General features: G+C 51.6%; 17 protein-coding genes. 2 read left to right on the plus strand and 15 right to left on the minus strand.

What is annotated here, in order from left to right; translation table 11 throughout:
- Window positions 1–18: 18 nt before the first annotated feature.
- Together Q2J34_RS09360 and Q2J34_RS09365 are read left to right on the plus strand one after the other, a co-directional pair.
- Window positions 19–204 (plus strand): type II toxin-antitoxin system HicA family toxin, encoded by a 186-nt coding sequence (locus tag Q2J34_RS09360; RefSeq protein WP_300970065.1) that lies wholly within the window; start codon window positions 19–21, stop codon window positions 202–204.
- Window positions 205–227: 23 nt separating this feature from the next.
- Window positions 228–626: a hypothetical protein gene (locus Q2J34_RS09365; RefSeq protein WP_300970066.1), complete on the plus strand. Its 399-nt coding sequence runs from the start codon at window positions 228–230 to the stop codon at window positions 624–626.
- Window positions 627–702: 76 nt separating this feature from the next.
- On the opposite strand, the gene Q2J34_RS09370 is transcribed toward Q2J34_RS09365, so the two are convergent.
- The 15 genes from Q2J34_RS09370 to Q2J34_RS09440 all read right to left on the minus strand — a co-directional run bounded on the left by Q2J34_RS09370 (window position 703) and on the right by Q2J34_RS09440 (window position 16,168).
- Window positions 703–1,281 (minus strand): glycoside hydrolase family 108 protein, encoded by a 579-nt coding sequence (locus Q2J34_RS09370; RefSeq protein ID WP_300970067.1) that lies wholly within the window; start codon window positions 1,279–1,281, stop codon window positions 703–705.
- 58 nt (window positions 1,282–1,339) lie between these two features.
- The gene (locus Q2J34_RS09375; RefSeq protein ID WP_300970068.1) at window positions 1,340–2,107 is read right to left on the minus strand and encodes a hypothetical protein; all 768 of its coding nucleotides are present in this window, start codon (window positions 2,105–2,107) and stop codon (window positions 1,340–1,342) included.
- 100 nt (window positions 2,108–2,207) lie between these two features.
- The gene (locus Q2J34_RS09380; RefSeq protein WP_300970069.1) at window positions 2,208–2,573 is read right to left on the minus strand and encodes a hypothetical protein; all 366 of its coding nucleotides are present in this window, start codon (window positions 2,571–2,573) and stop codon (window positions 2,208–2,210) included.
- A 3-nt stretch (window positions 2,574–2,576) separates the two neighbouring features.
- Window positions 2,577–3,875, minus strand: a complete 1,299-nt coding sequence (locus Q2J34_RS09385) for a hypothetical protein (protein ID WP_300970070.1) — start codon at window positions 3,873–3,875, stop codon at window positions 2,577–2,579.
- Window positions 3,876–3,895: 20 nt separating this feature from the next.
- Window positions 3,896–4,663 carry a hypothetical protein gene (locus Q2J34_RS09390; protein ID WP_300970071.1) on the minus strand — a complete coding sequence of 256 codons (768 nt, stop codon included), beginning with the start codon at window positions 4,661–4,663 and terminating at the stop codon, window positions 3,896–3,898.
- Entirely contained in the window at window positions 4,663–5,520 is an 858-nt protein-coding gene (locus Q2J34_RS09395; protein WP_300970072.1) for a hypothetical protein, read from the minus strand. The genes Q2J34_RS09390 and Q2J34_RS09395 overlap by 1 nt, the downstream gene beginning before the upstream one ends.
- Window positions 5,521–5,724: 204 nt before the next feature.
- Window positions 5,725–6,189, minus strand: coding sequence for a hypothetical protein (locus Q2J34_RS09400; RefSeq protein WP_300970073.1), 465 nt, complete (start codon window positions 6,187–6,189; stop codon window positions 5,725–5,727).
- 1 nt (window position 6,190) lies between these two features.
- Window positions 6,191–7,489 carry an SU10 major capsid protein gene (locus Q2J34_RS09405; protein ID WP_300970074.1) on the minus strand — a complete coding sequence of 433 codons (1,299 nt, stop codon included), beginning with the start codon at window positions 7,487–7,489 and terminating at the stop codon, window positions 6,191–6,193.
- Window positions 7,490–7,522: 33 nt separating this feature from the next.
- Window positions 7,523–8,377, minus strand: coding sequence for a hypothetical protein (locus Q2J34_RS09410; protein WP_300970075.1), 855 nt, complete (start codon window positions 8,375–8,377; stop codon window positions 7,523–7,525).
- Window positions 8,378–8,478: 101 nt separating this feature from the next.
- Complete coding sequence (locus Q2J34_RS09415) at window positions 8,479–8,655, minus strand: hypothetical protein (RefSeq protein ID WP_300970076.1); 177 nt, start codon at window positions 8,653–8,655, stop codon at window positions 8,479–8,481.
- 816 nt (window positions 8,656–9,471) lie between these two features.
- Window positions 9,472–9,708 (minus strand): hypothetical protein, encoded by a 237-nt coding sequence (locus Q2J34_RS09420; protein ID WP_300970077.1) that lies wholly within the window; start codon window positions 9,706–9,708, stop codon window positions 9,472–9,474.
- Window positions 9,709–10,007: 299 nt separating this feature from the next.
- Window positions 10,008–10,436: a hypothetical protein gene (locus tag Q2J34_RS09425; protein WP_300970078.1), complete on the minus strand. Its 429-nt coding sequence runs from the start codon at window positions 10,434–10,436 to the stop codon at window positions 10,008–10,010.
- Window positions 10,437–10,596: 160 nt separating this feature from the next.
- On the minus strand, window positions 10,597–12,657 hold the full coding sequence (locus Q2J34_RS09430) for a terminase large subunit (protein WP_300970079.1): 2,061 nt from the start codon (window positions 12,655–12,657) through the stop codon (window positions 10,597–10,599).
- The gene (locus Q2J34_RS09435; RefSeq protein ID WP_300970080.1) at window positions 12,657–13,283 is read right to left on the minus strand and encodes a hypothetical protein; all 627 of its coding nucleotides are present in this window, start codon (window positions 13,281–13,283) and stop codon (window positions 12,657–12,659) included. Before Q2J34_RS09435 ends, Q2J34_RS09430 begins: the two co-directional genes overlap by 1 nt.
- Entirely contained in the window at window positions 13,280–16,168 is a 2,889-nt protein-coding gene (locus Q2J34_RS09440; RefSeq protein WP_300970081.1) for a hypothetical protein, read from the minus strand. The genes Q2J34_RS09435 and Q2J34_RS09440 overlap by 4 nt, the downstream gene beginning before the upstream one ends.
- Window positions 16,169–16,209 lie beyond the last annotated feature (41 nt).

Here is a 16,209-nt window from a genome sequence, read left to right on the forward strand (position 1 = left end):
ATATACAAAGACTAAGTTATGAAGTATAGCGAGCTACACCGCAAGCTCAGGAAAGCGGGGTGCTACCCTACGGGGCTATCAATGGCTAAGCACCCACAGTGGTATAGCCCACACACGGGGCGAATGTTTTACACCAGTCACCACGACAAAGAAGAAGTGGCGGTCGGGACGCTAAAGAAAATCCTGCGAGAGGCGGGACTCTAGTACAAACCAAAATCAATAAGACGATGAAAGAGATTGTAGCACACATCGAGAGCAATATGCAAGGGCTTTACTCCATTTACGTAGAGGAGGATTTAGCTTATAGCGTCATCGGTGACGGCAAGACCATCGACGAGGCTAAGGCTGACTTCTTAGCCGTCTATGAAGCCTCTAGAGCAGACCACAAGGAGCGTACGGGAGAAGACGTAGCTTACACATTTCGCTTTGTGATGGACGTCACCGCCTTCTTACAGAGCTATAAGGGATACTTGACACTATCAGGGCTATCGCAACTCACAGGCATCAACAAAGCGCAGCTCTCGCAATACGTCTGTGGCAAGAGACACCCTTCTGAGCGAACAGAAGAGCGCATCAAAGAAGCCGTCGAAAGCTTTGCCGAAGAGCTCAGCCGAGTCTTTGCGTGATATAAAAGACCTCACGGAAATGCCTCCAGCTAGATACCTCCTAACCATTTTCGTAACCTCACGAAAATGCCTCCAGCTAGACCGAGCCCAGCCGTCTTATATCCGCAAGCCTATTCAGCCAGCCCTTTAGGAAGCGTTTGTTCGTATACCGCAGCAACTCGCGCTCCGTAGCCTTGCGACCTAGCCGAGCCTCATAGCGTCGCACGCTACTATTAGTTATATCGTGTAGGTACTGCACACGAGCTGCATACAGACGCTCGAAGAACGCACTACCACGACTATTCAACGCGCCAAGCGTCACATCACCCACCACACCATCACGCTGCACACCGAGCAGTCGCTGAGGGATCGTTATACCGTATGCGCCACTACCCCACACCCAGTCCACCAGTATGTTAGCCACACACTGAGACTCGATACGATCAGCCTGCCAGCGATCCCAGTACATACTCTTCAGTATATCCAGCCACTCAGCGTCCGTCAGTCGCCGTAGCCTGTCCACCGTAGGGCGAGGGTAGCCCTTACGCTTGCAGTACTGCGTATAGGTCGACAGTGTCACGCCCATATTCGTCGCACCGCCACGATCTGCGGGGTCATTCACAAAGCCCCCCTCCCACTTCTTTATATAGGGTGCTAATATCTCAACCTTTGCCATTCTAATATTTTGCTGTTGGCTGTTGGCTAAAAGCTAACGGCCAAAGGCTAACAGCCAATTAAACCCACGGGTAAGGTGACGAGCTAGAGGTGACGAGCCACGTGGTGGCGTCTTTACGCACAAAGCGGTAGGTCGTCTTGCTCTCTAGCCACTGATTGGAGGATAGACCATTGCCGGCTGCCGATAGCCCGAAGAAGGAGTGACTATTGGCATAGAGATAGGCTTTGCGGCGGGTCTGTATGTAGATGCTCCTACCGATCTCGGCCGATAGCCCGCTGAATGATATGTACTGATCGCTAGCATCGCTCGTCAGTATCCAGTCGCCGTACCGAGGGTAGAGGGTAGAGCCTCGCTGACGTAGGTCAGTATTGGTGATGGGTGTGATCCGTGTCGCTGCCTCGAGCTGAGCGAGACGTTCTGAGATGATGTTTACATGTTTTCTCAGCGCATTGTGCGTGGAGCGTAGCGTGAGGGGGATCTGCTCCTTTGTGTAGGTAGGCTTCGGCTGGGTCTGAGGGGTGTACACACGACCTCTCGTCGGGATATCGTACCGCACACAAGACGCCTGCCTCTTGACCTCGATGACGCCACTATCAGACATGCCTAGCACCTGCAGGTTGCATAGCTGTGACTGCGTCTCGTTGATCAGCCCGATGGCATATTGGCTGCTATTATCTATCCTGCTATTGGCGGACTCGAGGCCTTGCTGTAAGCTTGTGGTTTGTTGCAGACAAGCATAAGCATCGCCAAGGGCTCTGGTGAGACCTCGTCTCATATCCTCAGTGACTGGCTCTTGTGACGTGATGCGGGTGCTATACTCAAGCATAGACTTTATAGATTAGATGTTAGAGATTAGAGGGCAGTTGGCTGTTAGCTCTAGTAGCTCTAGTGACTCTAGCCAACGGCCAAAAGCCAACAGCCAGCATCTACCCCCTCGGTGGCTTGATATGCGGAGCCACCTTACGATAGTAGTTGAGCTGAGCCATCAGGGTCTCTTGATTGCGCAGCACCTCGTCCAGCTTAGCGTCCTTCTCCTTAAGCTTTAGGGTCGTATCCAGTAGTGCTTGCTTGAGAGATGCTATCTCCTCCTGCAGGCTCATAACCTTGCTATTCAGATCACCATTGCGATCTGCCTGCATGGTGATCGTCTCATTTAGCTCTCGGATAGCGTCACTCGTATCCTTCACATGCTCTATGTGACGCTTCTTACGGCCCGCCCAGTATGCCCACACAGCACTCACGGCTCCGACGATAGCCGTCACGAGAGACGGCACTATATCTTGCCACATCATATCCTAGAAGTTCCTGTACAACTCAATATCGTAATACGCTGGCTCACTGGACTCCTTCACCAAGTCAGACTCAGACACATCACACTGCGCCCCCGTCACGATACGCTCTAGAGGTGCACTCGTACGACCCTTATTAACCGTCCACTGCAGGCCACTACCCTTAGACGATGTCACATCTGCGCCCGTCAGGTTGCGTACCACAGCCGTATGTCGTATCACAGCTCCACCACTACTATCATGTGCCGATGACACGATACGACCAGACACTAGAGACCCATCCTGAAACGTCTTGACCGTGTACAGCGACTGCACCTGCTCCGAGATCTTCGACGAAAAGCTATTCGACATCTTGCTCTCGGACGCCTGCACAGCAGATGCGATAGCACTCTGTCTATTCGTCGCCTCCTGCTTCAGATCTGTGCGTATAGTTTTCATCTCTCCCGTCAGAGCCGTCTGCATATTCGTCAGCGCCTCTTTTCGGGCTATCTCCTCTTCGGACACCTTAGACAGGGCCAGCGTACCATCATTGTCCGCCACCTTCTCCCAGTAGTACTGACCACTACTATTACGCACGAAGCGATACATCTTGCCACGATCACTGCCCGTGCCAGTCACGATATACGTATCGCCTATATGTACGCTCGGATCTCCCCCCTTACCCCATGGCATCGTACGAGCCTTAATCGAAGACTCAGACTCGCCACTCTGAGGACTCGGCACTCCCGTATCCGTCCACGTCGACTGCTCATTCTTAACCAGCGTCGCAAGCGTTTCAAGCTCAGAGGCCTTACTAATCACCTGACGAGACAAGCGGCTAAACTCTCCAGACTTAAAATCCTCAAAGTCCGAAGTCATCACACTATTCTGCTTCAGACTATTCAGAGATTTCTGTAGGCCATCCGCAAGCTTGGAGGTCTTCTCGGCATTACTCTGTAGCGTAGTCAGACTACCCTCTGCAGTCGTCAAGCGGCCTGACAGCTGACCCGCCAGCGTCGCTGTATCACTGACCTTCTGATCCACCGCCGTAAGATGAGCATCTCGACCCTGACGGTACACACGACCAGCCTCCACGGCTGCCTTGATACGACTCCACTCATCAGACTCTAACCAGTTAGCCTCCGTATAGCTACCATCTTCCAGCTTGTGAGTCAGCGTCGCAAAGTCTTGACTGACAGAGGCCTTGTCCTTAGCCTGTATCAAACTACTAGTCAGCGTCAAGATCCCTGGCAAGCTCCCAACTACACCCACAGAGCCACTAGATAGACCCGAGACGCGCTTACTCCATTCCAAATACAATGACATATACCTATTCCTTTAGTTGATTAAATCTCTATTCCACCTCGCAGCTTAGCACTCACATACACCAGCAGCGCATCATACTTACGCATACCACACCTAAACTCAGTGCCATCATACAGTAGCGTCGGCATATACTCCGCATAGAGCTTACCACGCCACGATCTAGCCCACTCGCTATCCAGCTCCCCACTCCTATCCTTACCTCCTGGGCTGATACGCTCCCACCGCAGGGCAGGCTTATATTTTGACAATGCCAAGTAACGACGCTCCAAGCCATCACGCGACACAAGCTCAGCACTCAGACGAGACATACCACCATCTATCTCCTCCTCAACAACATCAAGACACAGCAGCGACGACCTAAGCACATCTCCCAGCGTGATATCATACGTCACTCCCTCAAGGCCTTTTACCTCCCTCGCGTCAAGCACATGACCTTTACTACGACCTGCATACCGCATCAAGCGACCAAACACGATCCTGTCCAACGGCATCGACAGCTCCAACTCCTTAAGACCACCTTCACCTCCATCCAGACGAGCCAACGCTTCACGCAACTCTCGCACATCTCGCTCATGAGTGGACTGCAGACTCTCTACAATACCATCCAAGCCATCAAGACGAGGTAGTAATTCACGAGCCACATAGTCTCCCACAGGCTCCTTATCGTGCAGGTACAGCTCCCCATCACGATACACCAACCGAATATCCCCCTCCGCATCACTCAGCACCACACGACCACCCGACAACCGACTATCCTTAAAGCGCCCTATACGTCTCAATTCTGACATCACGATTCCTTCTTCTCTTCTACACCTCGCCTTGTCAAGCCCCAAGCAATACTAGCCAACCGATCAGCCAAGGCTCCTCGCTCAAAAATCGTACTCACCAAACTAGCACACATCCATACCACAGCAGGACGCAACCAATCAGCCATATCCACACGCAAATCATCACCTCGATGACTCCCCAAAGAATTCAAACCTCCCGACAATGCCCCCTCAGCACCTACAACACCAGGCTCTCGCACAACAACCAAATAAGACAACTCGCCCGAACCCGCTCCCGACAAATTATACCGCCCACCCAACAACGGATAACGCTTGTCCAACTTAGACACATAACTAGGACGACAGTCCAGCGCACGCACACCTCGAGGACTATACACCTCAGCCACAAGAGGCTCGTGACGACTACCACCCACATACGGATTAAACTGCATCTGCCAAGCGACACCATCAGGCTCGCTCAGCTCACGAACCTCCTTACCCCAACCCGCCAGCTTAACAGCCACAAAGCGCAAGCAATCAGCAGGCAACTCCACCAAAACACTCCCCACACCTCCCTTATCGATATCCACACTACGCACGATAACTAGAGGACGATCATCACCTCCCTCCATATCCCACAAACCATCGCCCGCCTTATCCCCATCCACAACCTTAAAGTCCTTTGGTCCCATACGAGTAGGTTCACCGCCCGCACCCTGCACCAGCCGTATAGCATCTGGCAAAACACGCCAGATGTACTCGTCCAAATGAGTCCCGTCATAGAGCAGACGACTACCCTCTACAGTAGCCTCACTGCCCCAATCGTACTCATTCAGACGAGTCTCCACCTCTGAAACAACCGAACCTAACAGAAACACAAAACCAAAAAACAGAAAAACCAATAAATCTTCAAAACACGTGTAGCCCTTTATATGGGCTTGACGGCTCGTGAACCGTTGTGTCTAGCGTAGCACCCACCCCGCGAGCTAGTGCTGGAAGCCCCGTATTCGCTTCCGTTGACTAGCCCAGTCTGGGGCGGTGCTGTTGCTGTTAGTTGTTAGCCATTAGCTTTTAGCTAACAGCTAATCCACCTTCCAATCAGGAAACTCCAAACCATACTCCTCCACAAGGCGCAGCACCTCCTGACGATTATTCATGCGCGCATACACTACACCGCACTCACGATTCAGATAGTCACGCACACCCTTCAGCGTACTCACCCCTTTCACCACCTTTCCACCCTCAGAGCCCTCTACTGACTCGACACTCGACTCTTCTACTGACTCGACACTCGGCTCTTCAGCAGACTCAACACTCGGCTCCTCAGCAGACTCGGCACTCGGCTCCTCAGCACATCGCTCAGTTACACGCCAGAATAAACGACACCCATCGGACAGCATCTCATCAAGGAGCTCCACCTCACCACCATCAGTCGTACTATACCGACAGCCGTCCTCCGCAAACGTCACACGACGCCACAACTCGCCACCCCGATAGAGTGGCAAGTTAAGGCGATTGTGCGCTTGATACACTACTCGTACCATCATATCACTTCATCGAAAACGGGATCACACGCATGTGCGCATTCGGGTTCTGTAGATACAGTGCCGTACAGCGCGTCAGTACCTTTGCGTCCACATCACGCTGACCACTAGAGCGTAAGTCCAGATTCTGACTCTCGGACACACCCGCAAAGTCCTTACGACGCAGGAAGTCCTCATCGACAACAAAGGCACACTTACTCTTGCTAATCACATCCAGCGACTCATCATAGATCACATCAAACGATCCAAAGTTCGTCGACATAGTCTGAAACGTCAGGTCAAATCTCGTAGTCGTAGTTACATTAACCTCATTACCCAGCTGTAAGAGAGACAGGTCACTCATAAACTCGCTACCGCAAAACATCGTCTTACGCTTCGAACCATTAGACCCGACAAACGCCTCCTTAAACAGATTCACAAAGTCCTCGGCCGTAATCTTATCACTCGTAGCACTACCCACGATCACATCCTTACCAGCCTGTGGCCAGATACCACCAGTCGTGTAGACCTCCTTCTTATTCTCATCATAGATAAGACGCTTACTACCAGCATAAAAGCTCACGCTCATACCTCGCATCATATCAAACAGAGCATCCTCCTCCATATCGCTCATCGTGAAGTTAACCTCCTTATTAGCAATCTTCATTGCCGTGGACTCCTCAACCTGAGCCTTAAACTTCTGTGTGTTCTGCTCCTTAGGACGGGGATACACAGCATACGGAGACGTCTGTATATCAGTCTCATTGTGCGCTCTACCTGCTCGGATCACCTTACTATCCGCAGGTACCGCAGGAAACTTCACACTGCCACTAGCATCCACCGTACCATTCACCGCCGTGATCTTGACCTTACCCCCGTTAGCCTCGATAACGTACGCCATAAGAGGCGCATGAGGAGTCTCCTTACCAAGCTCATCATATCCCTTCACATCGGGGAAGATTAGCGTCTCATACTTAGAGAAGATCTTATTATCTCGACACTCCAGCTCTGCTACCTCAGTCCCAGCCGAGATTGCCGTCTTAACAGACGTCTCTATAGGCAGCGTGTCCTGCTCATAATACTTAAACGCCTGAGTCTTAGTCGTACTAGACTGAGCTCGTAGCGCAATCACCGTCAGTGGATTACTCTGTGGTCGTATCTTAACCAGCACACGATCCACATCATTAACTACCAGGTCAGGAGACACAGCACGAGCCTGCTGTACAGTCTCTATATCTCCTACGCCTATAGCTGCTGCATCTGTTACACCAGCTACCGTATTAGTGCCATGCTTAGCATCTACCTCTGCATAATCCTTTGCCATAACTTATCCTATCTCTTTTGTTATTATACTATACTACTTCATATCATACATACTCGGCCTGCGTAAAGGACGAACATCATCCTCAGCGTCAACGGCAGACTCCATATTACTGCCTGTAGGATGGGGCAAACCATCACCCTCCGTACGCTTACGCTCCAGCTCGATACGCTCATTGCGCCCATCTACAAGGCCACGAGTCTCAGCCGTAGCCACATCTTGTGTGTACTGCATACCCTTCCACAACAGCTCCAGCGTCTCCTTACGCACCAAGCCAGTTATACCCTCATCAGCTATACGCACAAAGAGATCCACGAGATCTCCCATCTCATCATCGCCCAGCTTATGCTCCTCCGCAAAGCTACTGATCACCTCGCCGCTCTCCTCCAGATTACGCTCACGACGCTCACTATCATCACGCTCCTGACGCTCACGCTCTGCAGTCTCCTCGATACGCTTCTTATTCGCCTCAGCAACACGCTTAGCGACTTCAGGATCTCGCATATCTTCCTGCATCAAGTCATAGTAGTTCTTCGCAAAAGCCACACTAGGCTCCTCGCCGTTAGCCATATCATACATCACATCCACAAAGCGCGGATCGCGGCTAAACATCTCCTTGAGCTTCTCATCACTCTCTGCTAGACGATCATACTTACCACGCAGCTCATCATCATAATCCAGATAAGCACCATAGCGTGCATCCTCATCATCATAATCCACGTCAGGGTAGTACGACCGTATGCGATCCATATACTCCTCACGCTTACTACGGGGAGACGCACCACCCATAGAGGCACCCTCCACATCTGTCCCACCTGCTACGCCCTTTACACCAGTAGGTGCGTCAATCATAGCCGCAGCCTGCTCATCATAATCTCTTTCTGTAGCCATACGCTTCTACATTCATTCTACTTTACAAAATCAAAGATACATCACACACTTACATATACACGCCACAATATCCCAAATCCTCAGAGATTAGAAGTTAGACCTTAGAAATTAGAGCCGTGTAGCCCTTTGTAGGGACGTACCGTGGTGCGTCCGTTGTAGTACAGCGAGACTGCGCCTCCGATGGCTCCGATAGTTCTGATAGCTCCGATAGCTCCGATTACTACGCGCCCTCTGATCACTCCGATCGCTCCGATTACTACGCGCCCTCCGATTCCCATCTAATCTCTAACCTCTAATTTCTAATCTCTAATTTGGCGATATCCAATTCCCATATTACCTTTGTCTCCATAAAAGGATCTCCCTCATCTGAGATGCCTGCTAGAGGCGCAGTACCCACACCCATCCCCACCTGCGCTTCTATCTCTGAACCAGAGATCGCAGGCTCCCCACTCAGACGACAGGGGGATCTTTTTTACTTCCACCCCCCTCCGATTACTCCGACAAATGTTTGGATATTCAAAAAGAAACCACTACCTTTGCATCAGATTATCGCCCTTAGGTGGAAAAAACTAAGGCTAGCCACTTCAGAAATGGAGTGGCTTATTTCTAGTGATATGACCTCCCACGCTTCCCACTAGAACAGCGCACCCGGGGAGGTCTTCGAGTAAAGTGCCAGCTTCAGCTTTTTGTCCTGAGGCTTGCACTATAATAGAGGGAAAAGGGGCTATATCCAGCGAAAGCGGTCGATATAGTCCCGTTTTTTTATACCCCCTCCCCACGAGTAGCACTTTGTAAGCACGCCACCACGAATCCTGTAGGGACGCACGATCTGTGCGCCCGTTGTATCAAAGTGAGACGTCTAGCCCTCCGTAGGGGCGGACCTACGTGTCCGCCCGCCCGCCCCCGTCCACACCAGACTGCGCCTCCTCCGATCGCTCCGATACCTCCGATTGCTCTGATAGCTCCGATACAGGCGCTCCTTCCCAAAAAAACATAGAGACCACGCACCCCATATAGTACGCGGTCTCTACTGACTTGATACCCCCGACATCTGCGATTAGAGAGGATCGGGGGAGGACTGTATGTAATTTGGTTCAGACAGTTGCTAATTCATACAAGATGTGGATGTCAGCCCCGTCCAACTCGTGCGGGTACTCAAGGTTGTACTCTTTTGACACTTCGAGAGCGTCCTGTAGCGTCTCACGGAGCTTCTTGTCCAGCTCGCCCATAGTCCGAGCGATGGCACTAGCACTAATATCGTGAGAAGATACGTACGCTGAGAGAGAGTTATCGTCACTCTCCAGCGTTGCGATTACGTTAACATTCTTCATCTCGTTTCTCATTGATTATGATCTCAAAAAAATGTAGTGTCTTTGTAGATTGTCTTGTGGTTTCAATTCACGCACCCCGTGCGGGGTGCGACAGTCGCTCGCCCTCGTTGCGGTTGCTGTGGCTCGTGTTTCAATTCACGCACCCCGTGCGGGGTGCGACAGCTTCTACCCTCCCTTTACGATGCAAAGGTAGGAAACCCAAAGCAAAAAAAACAATAGCCCAAACCACCACTCCGATTACTCCGATCCACTCCGATCACTCCGATTCTCTCTAACCTCTAACCTCTAACATCTAATCTCTACTCTCCCCCCTTCCCACCAAAATAAGTCTCAATCACAAACCGCCTAGCAGAGCTATTCAGCTCACGATCATCCTCGTGCTTAGTCTCTGGCACCGAGTACTTGTACATCGTCAGATAAGCATCAACCTGATCTCTAGGAGTCATCTTAGCAAACGCTGTATTGAAGTCCTCAAAGTGATCCTCAAGCCAAGCCGACATCTTAGCTCGTAGATTCACAGACACATTATTACCGCTACCCATACGACGGCCTGGACGTGCCACAGGTACACCCTCCACAACCTCCATAAGCGAGTTAAACCCTCGCTCTGAGACCTCCGTCACAAGGCACTTTTCACCCTTAGCACTCTTCCCTCTAGGCTTCTTACTCCGCACCTTACCCTGACCACCCACAACAACCTCCTTAGACTTACCTCTACTCTCGCTCATACTAATCTCTAATCTCTAATCCAATCTCTCCAAAATAGTTGCCCAATTATCATTTGATAGTTGCCCAACTATTTTTCATTAGTTGCCCAACTATTTCCAGCCCCCCCACTGCGCCCTCCGATAGCTCCGATAGCTCCGATTACTATGCGCCAGCCAACCTCTAAATCGACGCCATACGTCCCTCACTCCTCACATACACAGCTCCCGCACTATCCACAGTCGTCGGCATAGGCATCTCCTCGTAAGCAACATACAGAGCTATCATACGAGTCATTACACGGTCATCGTGATTACCATTGCCACTCACATTTCCATAAGACCCATCACTACGCTTCTCATAGATCAAAGCCTCATTAATCATCTCCTCACAACGCTCCACATAGCCACCACCATCGCGCACCTCTCGAAGCAACGATATATAATTATCGATGATCATACGCTTCGTAGCCTTATTCGTATGGAAACCATACTTAGGTGGCACACCCTCACGAACCTGTACCTTAGACGCACGAGCATACAGATGTGGATAAACGTCTGAGATCAAACTAAAGATAAACTCACTATGATCTCCGTCAGACAAAAAGCTCTCCATACGACTATCATACGTATTGCTCTCAAACACCAGCAGAGCATCCGAATACCACTTAGCTATCTGAGTAGCATTCCATGCCAATAAATCTATATCCGTATGCCCGTGCCACTCCGCTACAATCTCGGGTACCTCACCATAAAGCATCCAGTACCTATCCAAGACGCAGATACAAGACGGGTCGCTACTACTGCTGCGCCCTCCAGGGTCTACAACAACCACATACCTATCGCGCACCTCCACACTACGATCAGGCCACTGCCACACCTTCAGGTGTCCATCACTCCGCTCTTCGAACGTCAACCCCTCCAGTAGCTCACCTCGCTTATGGAGATCCAGCTTAACCTCCGAGACACTCACACGACTAGAGTACAGCTCACCCACAGCGATAGCCTCCATACAACCACCACGCAGCTCCTCCAGACGCATACGATCGAAGATCATCTCCCCCGAATGCCTAAACGCCTCCACGTCCGTACTCGGGAACTCCTGCATCATCTGATCATCACTACCCAGCTCCTGACGCTTCAGACGATACCACTGGATAGCCTCCAGCGTTGCGCCTAGTGAAAACAAACTCCGCTCATACCCACTCAAGCTACGCACAAAAGTCTCCTCATCACCCTCCACAGGACAACTATAGATGTCTATGCAAAACCACTCCACAAAGACTGGCACATTACGACCCTCACCACGCTTAGCCTTCAGCCACTCCGTGTGAAAGTAATTACCCACACCCTTAGCCGTACTCTCATACACAATCATCGAGAGCGGCACATTAGGGATAATAGACGTCACAGACGCTATAAGCTCCTCTGGAGTATTATTGGCCGTCGTCGGATAGATGCCAACCTCCGAAAAGTGCGCCAAGTGAACCGACTGAGACCGAATACTATCGGGACGGATAGCACTTCCCACCGTTATACTACACCCGCGACCATCTATATTACGAGCCGTCTGCATACCATTCTTCGGCGACAACGTCAGGGCTACACGACCTTCCTCCACTGGCATCGACTCCACAGCATGATTATACATAGACATAATATTCCGTGCTGCATCTTGTGTATGTGCACAGATTGAAGACGAAAAGCCCTTAACCAAAACAGTCTGAATCCACAAGAAGTACATCTGCACCAACGTACTTCCTCCCCACTGGCGAGCCTTAAGCAAGATCACACGAATAGGCTCACGAGCCAGACGCATCTCCTCAAACACACCCAGCAGTCGCCTCTGACCCCTATTCAACACAAACCGTATAGGCAACCCACTCAGCTTATCCATAATCTTCAGGTTGGTGTAAGCGTAGTACTCAAAATCATACTGACAGCGACAACGGGCGAACTCCAGCAAGAACGCAAAGTATATATCCTGCGTAAACTTCCCTCCTCCAGACTCTACCAACCCACGCACACTACCACTCCTCGCTAAGTCGCGTACCACATCCTCCTTATCCCACATCTCACACGGCAACCACAGCTCACCACCAGGATAGTCCGACAATTGCAACACACGCCTAGGCGTACTCACACAACCCTCCCCCGTAAGAGGATTGTGGCGTGACCCATGCTCTGCCTTACGACGAGCATTCTCAGCGATCACACTACCTATATCCTCAAACGTCCAATCCATCAAAAGCCCATATTACGGATCGGATACCGATAACTCCGCAGATACAACGTATCCACCAAGCCCCTGATGAAGTCCAGCTTATCCCCCAACGCTGCCTCTGAGTAACCCCTGAAGCCTTCCCTGATACCCATCAGCTCCATCCAACCTCCGATACAGACCGACACAATATAGTCCACAACTCGCTGCTTGAACCCGCGCTCCCAAACCTCCGTGATTGGGTACTCGGGTACACGACTCAGCACCACAGTCACCTCCTCTCGATCCGCATGAGACTCACCATAACACCCGAACGCTCGCAAACGCTCTGACAACCCCACCAAAGCCTCATCAATCAGACCGCCGACACTATAACTACGACCATTTCCATACAGCACCTCCTGACCATCCTCACCATACACGCCACGACCATCCTCGCTCACTACACGCAGCACATCATCCCACGACACACCAAACGTTGTCGCATCCTCATCTTCTGTCAACGCCACCTTACGAAAGCCAGCCCCATCACTCGCCAACCGCACAGCTACCTGCGACAGATAGTTATACACCCGATGCTTGATCTCCGTATAAGAGATACTGATCTCTATTCCCCCACACACCAATCGCTTATCTACTCCTTCCATCATCTCAATCGATTATCAAATGCCTCTTCATATCGTATCACAACATCCCCAACCTCAAATCCACTAGGCACCAACCCCTCAAATGCCAACGCATAGTATCGCCAACCCCTACTCCTAGACATACCCAGCACCACATCTCTATATCCCTCACTCAGCCAACCGCCCAAGCCCCTACGCACGCCTCGCAGACCAACCCACTGCACGCCATCTTGACTACCCAACAAATGAACCGTCACATAGCTCTCCTCACCTTCTATCTGTCTTGCTAAAGGCATACACAGCGATAGCTTAACACCCTCCACACGACTATAACCTCCCCCCAAAACCAAAGGAGCCGTAACAGCGCGCACCATCGTCAGAAGACCACCCATGAGCTCCAACGGTCGCCACGATAACCTAACCCCCTCCGACCCCTGAGACACCCACACACACCGCCGAGACAACGTCATTATATCATAACTCCCCACGCAAGGCAACCGACTCCACACACCACCGCGCAACCAATAAACATACGCCTCGCCTACCAGCAACACGACAACTGCATCTCGTTCATAATCATACACCACCCTACGAACCTCGCTCATTCGAGACGAAAAGCTTCTCAAGTCCACACCCCAAGACACAGGGTCGCTAGACGGCAATCCTCCCACAGCCCTCGGCAAGTTGCTCACAGCACTCTGACTATCCAGCACCGCACTCAACTCCTTACGACCCCCCTCACTCATCACGCGCACACCCCTACTCGTACACAGCACCATACCAATAGGCGTACTAACCACACCAACGCCACTCACAACCACATCGCCTGACACCCGCTCCATACGGCCATACACCACATTGGCTTCCCCCACGCTCATAGCATACACCCCATCAGTCGTAAACACATACAGCGGATACCGCCCATAACGATAGTCGGGTGCCACATCATGCTGCATCGTACTGACACTCACCACATCACCCTGAAACGAGTAGACACCCCTCGTCGTAAATGCCTCCCCATTATCAGCCTCACTCACACGCAGCACGCCCTTACGATCCAACCAGCTACCACACCCCCTCAACTGCTTAGCCAACACCCCCAAATCAACCTTACCACCGCCCGCACTAGGTTCACTCACCGCACTACTATCAGCGTTAGTACCACCAGGATTCCTAGCACTACCACCACCTGCCTCACGCTTACCACCATACCCACTCGTATCGCGACTATCCAAATAGCTAAACGGCAACAAGCTATGACGCTTATACAGCAACCGCTGCACATCGCTACCCCGCAAGCTTTCCTCACTGATACCCCCTGCTGGCGAATTGCTAACCACCACACAACCCTCAACCAATGGATTCAGCGTCCACACAAACAAACCCTTACCATCAAACAGCCCCTTCCTACTAGAGCCCAAACAGACACGACCCGAGACTCCCATATCCACAACCACATACGTACCGCCACCACCCACAGCACTACGATCCCGACCAAGCCAATGAAGACCCAGCAAGCTACGGATACTAGAGTACTCACGCACACCCACCAAGTGACTACGCCCATTGATCGTGACACCATCCCCCTGTATCACATCAACACTCTGCACACGACCAAAGTCAAACGGCTCCTCCTGAACCCAGCGATCCATAGACCCCCATAGCGCAGCAACCTCGCCACGCCCCTCGCCTTCCCGCTTAGACAGGGTTGTCACCTCACCACCAAACCCCACATCACGACCAAAACGCTTCACCAAGCGAAACCCGTCACATGACTCCACAATACTCTCCCCCACACGCCCCCCTTGCACCGTACAACTCCCCCACGCACCAGGACCAGAACCATGACCAGCATGTCCCCTCACCGTCACTCCCCCATCACGACCCACCACAGGGTCTCTATATGGATCATAGCGATAAGCATACAAGTCCACACTAGACACCAAGTCCCACTCTGATCCACCAAAATCCCTGTCACTACTCCAACCCTGCAAACTCGCCGACACCTCAAAAGCATACATACCCACCTTTGCCTTTATCTCCCCACTATCCAGCGTTACCTTATCATGACTCACCCCACTCACCATAACAGTAAAACTGCCATCTCCATTGTCTGGGTAAATCTCCACCAAGTCACTCACCCCTACATAGCTACCATCAAACAGACGAACAGCTGCAAACATCAGATAGCGATCCGTCACAAACTTACTCTCCTCATTGATGCCTCGCTTCACCTTAGGCATGATACTACACAACCCCTCAGGACGCAAAGCCGCATCCCAGCACTCAGGCCACCTGCCTCCCACTACATCAGACTGCACGCCACCATTATTAAGCTTATAGGCCACCAAAATCTCCTCCAGATGAGACGCCTTAGAATCTGGCTCACCTGCTCGCGGAGTTCTTCCTGCGAATGCGTGTGTCTTCACGCGACGCCACGAAATACCCGCACGCAAGCCCGACAAGCGCACTAGACTATACCCTACCCCCTCACGCCACAGATAAGAATCATTACGCAGAGCATCGCCTAGACGAGACTGCACCGTCAGCAGATTGCCCACACTACGCATCGTCACACCCTCACCAACCACATAGCACAGACGCTTCCCCACAAGATCAAACGTGGCCGTATCGTTATTCTTCCACTCCCCACCACCAGGCACTACACTCCACCACAACTCATGACCCTTACGCACTACAACATGCTCCTCACCACTAGACACCACATGCACTCCTACCACATTATCCACACCCTCACCACGAGCCAGCTCCACACTGCGACTCACAACACGCAGATGACCCGTCTCACCTGGATACATATTAACCAAGTCCACTAGATCTCCATTACCCTCACCGCCCCACACGCCCTCCGTGCGGTTGATACCGCCAAACCTTATACGCTTATCCATAACTCTTACTCACTAGAAATTAGAAGTTAGAGATTAGAGGT

This window comes from Porphyromonas vaginalis (genome assembly GCF_958301595.1).
Classification (GTDB): Bacteria; Bacteroidota; Bacteroidia; order Bacteroidales; family Porphyromonadaceae; genus Porphyromonas; species Porphyromonas vaginalis.

What these genes read in the sequence shown, in the direction of transcription:
- Q2J34_RS09360 (WP_300970065.1), top strand. Translation starts at nt 19, where the DNA reads ATGAAGTATAGCGAGCTACACCGCAAGCTCAGGAAAGCGGGGTGCTAC.
- Q2J34_RS09365 (WP_300970066.1), top strand. Translation starts at nt 228, where the DNA reads ATGAAAGAGATTGTAGCACACATCGAGAGCAATATGCAAGGGCTTTAC.
- Q2J34_RS09370 (WP_300970067.1), bottom strand. Translation starts at nt 1,281, where the DNA reads ATGGCAAAGGTTGAGATATTAGCACCCTATATAAAGAAGTGGGAGGGG.
- Q2J34_RS09375 (WP_300970068.1), bottom strand. Translation starts at nt 2,107, where the DNA reads ATGCTTGAGTATAGCACCCGCATCACGTCACAAGAGCCAGTCACTGAG.
- Q2J34_RS09380 (WP_300970069.1), bottom strand. Translation starts at nt 2,573, where the DNA reads ATGATGTGGCAAGATATAGTGCCGTCTCTCGTGACGGCTATCGTCGGA.
- Q2J34_RS09385 (WP_300970070.1), bottom strand. Translation starts at nt 3,875, where the DNA reads ATGTCATTGTATTTGGAATGGAGTAAGCGCGTCTCGGGTCTATCTAGT.
- Q2J34_RS09390 (WP_300970071.1), bottom strand. Translation starts at nt 4,663, where the DNA reads ATGTCAGAATTGAGACGTATAGGGCGCTTTAAGGATAGTCGGTTGTCG.
- Q2J34_RS09400 (WP_300970073.1), bottom strand. Translation starts at nt 6,189, where the DNA reads ATGATGGTACGAGTAGTGTATCAAGCGCACAATCGCCTTAACTTGCCA.
- Q2J34_RS09405 (WP_300970074.1), bottom strand. Translation starts at nt 7,489, where the DNA reads ATGGCAAAGGATTATGCAGAGGTAGATGCTAAGCATGGCACTAATACG.
- Q2J34_RS09410 (WP_300970075.1), bottom strand. Translation starts at nt 8,377, where the DNA reads ATGGCTACAGAAAGAGATTATGATGAGCAGGCTGCGGCTATGATTGAC.
- Q2J34_RS09415 (WP_300970076.1), bottom strand. Translation starts at nt 8,655, where the DNA reads ATGGGAATCGGAGGGCGCGTAGTAATCGGAGCGATCGGAGTGATCAGA.
- Q2J34_RS09420 (WP_300970077.1), bottom strand. Translation starts at nt 9,708, where the DNA reads ATGAAGAATGTTAACGTAATCGCAACGCTGGAGAGTGACGATAACTCT.
- Q2J34_RS09425 (WP_300970078.1), bottom strand. Translation starts at nt 10,436, where the DNA reads ATGAGCGAGAGTAGAGGTAAGTCTAAGGAGGTTGTTGTGGGTGGTCAG.
- Q2J34_RS09430 (WP_300970079.1), bottom strand. Translation starts at nt 12,657, where the DNA reads ATGGATTGGACGTTTGAGGATATAGGTAGTGTGATCGCTGAGAATGCT.
- Q2J34_RS09435 (WP_300970080.1), bottom strand. Translation starts at nt 13,283, where the DNA reads ATGATGGAAGGAGTAGATAAGCGATTGGTGTGTGGGGGAATAGAGATC.
- Q2J34_RS09440 (WP_300970081.1), bottom strand. Translation starts at nt 16,168, where the DNA reads ATGGATAAGCGTATAAGGTTTGGCGGTATCAACCGCACGGAGGGCGTG.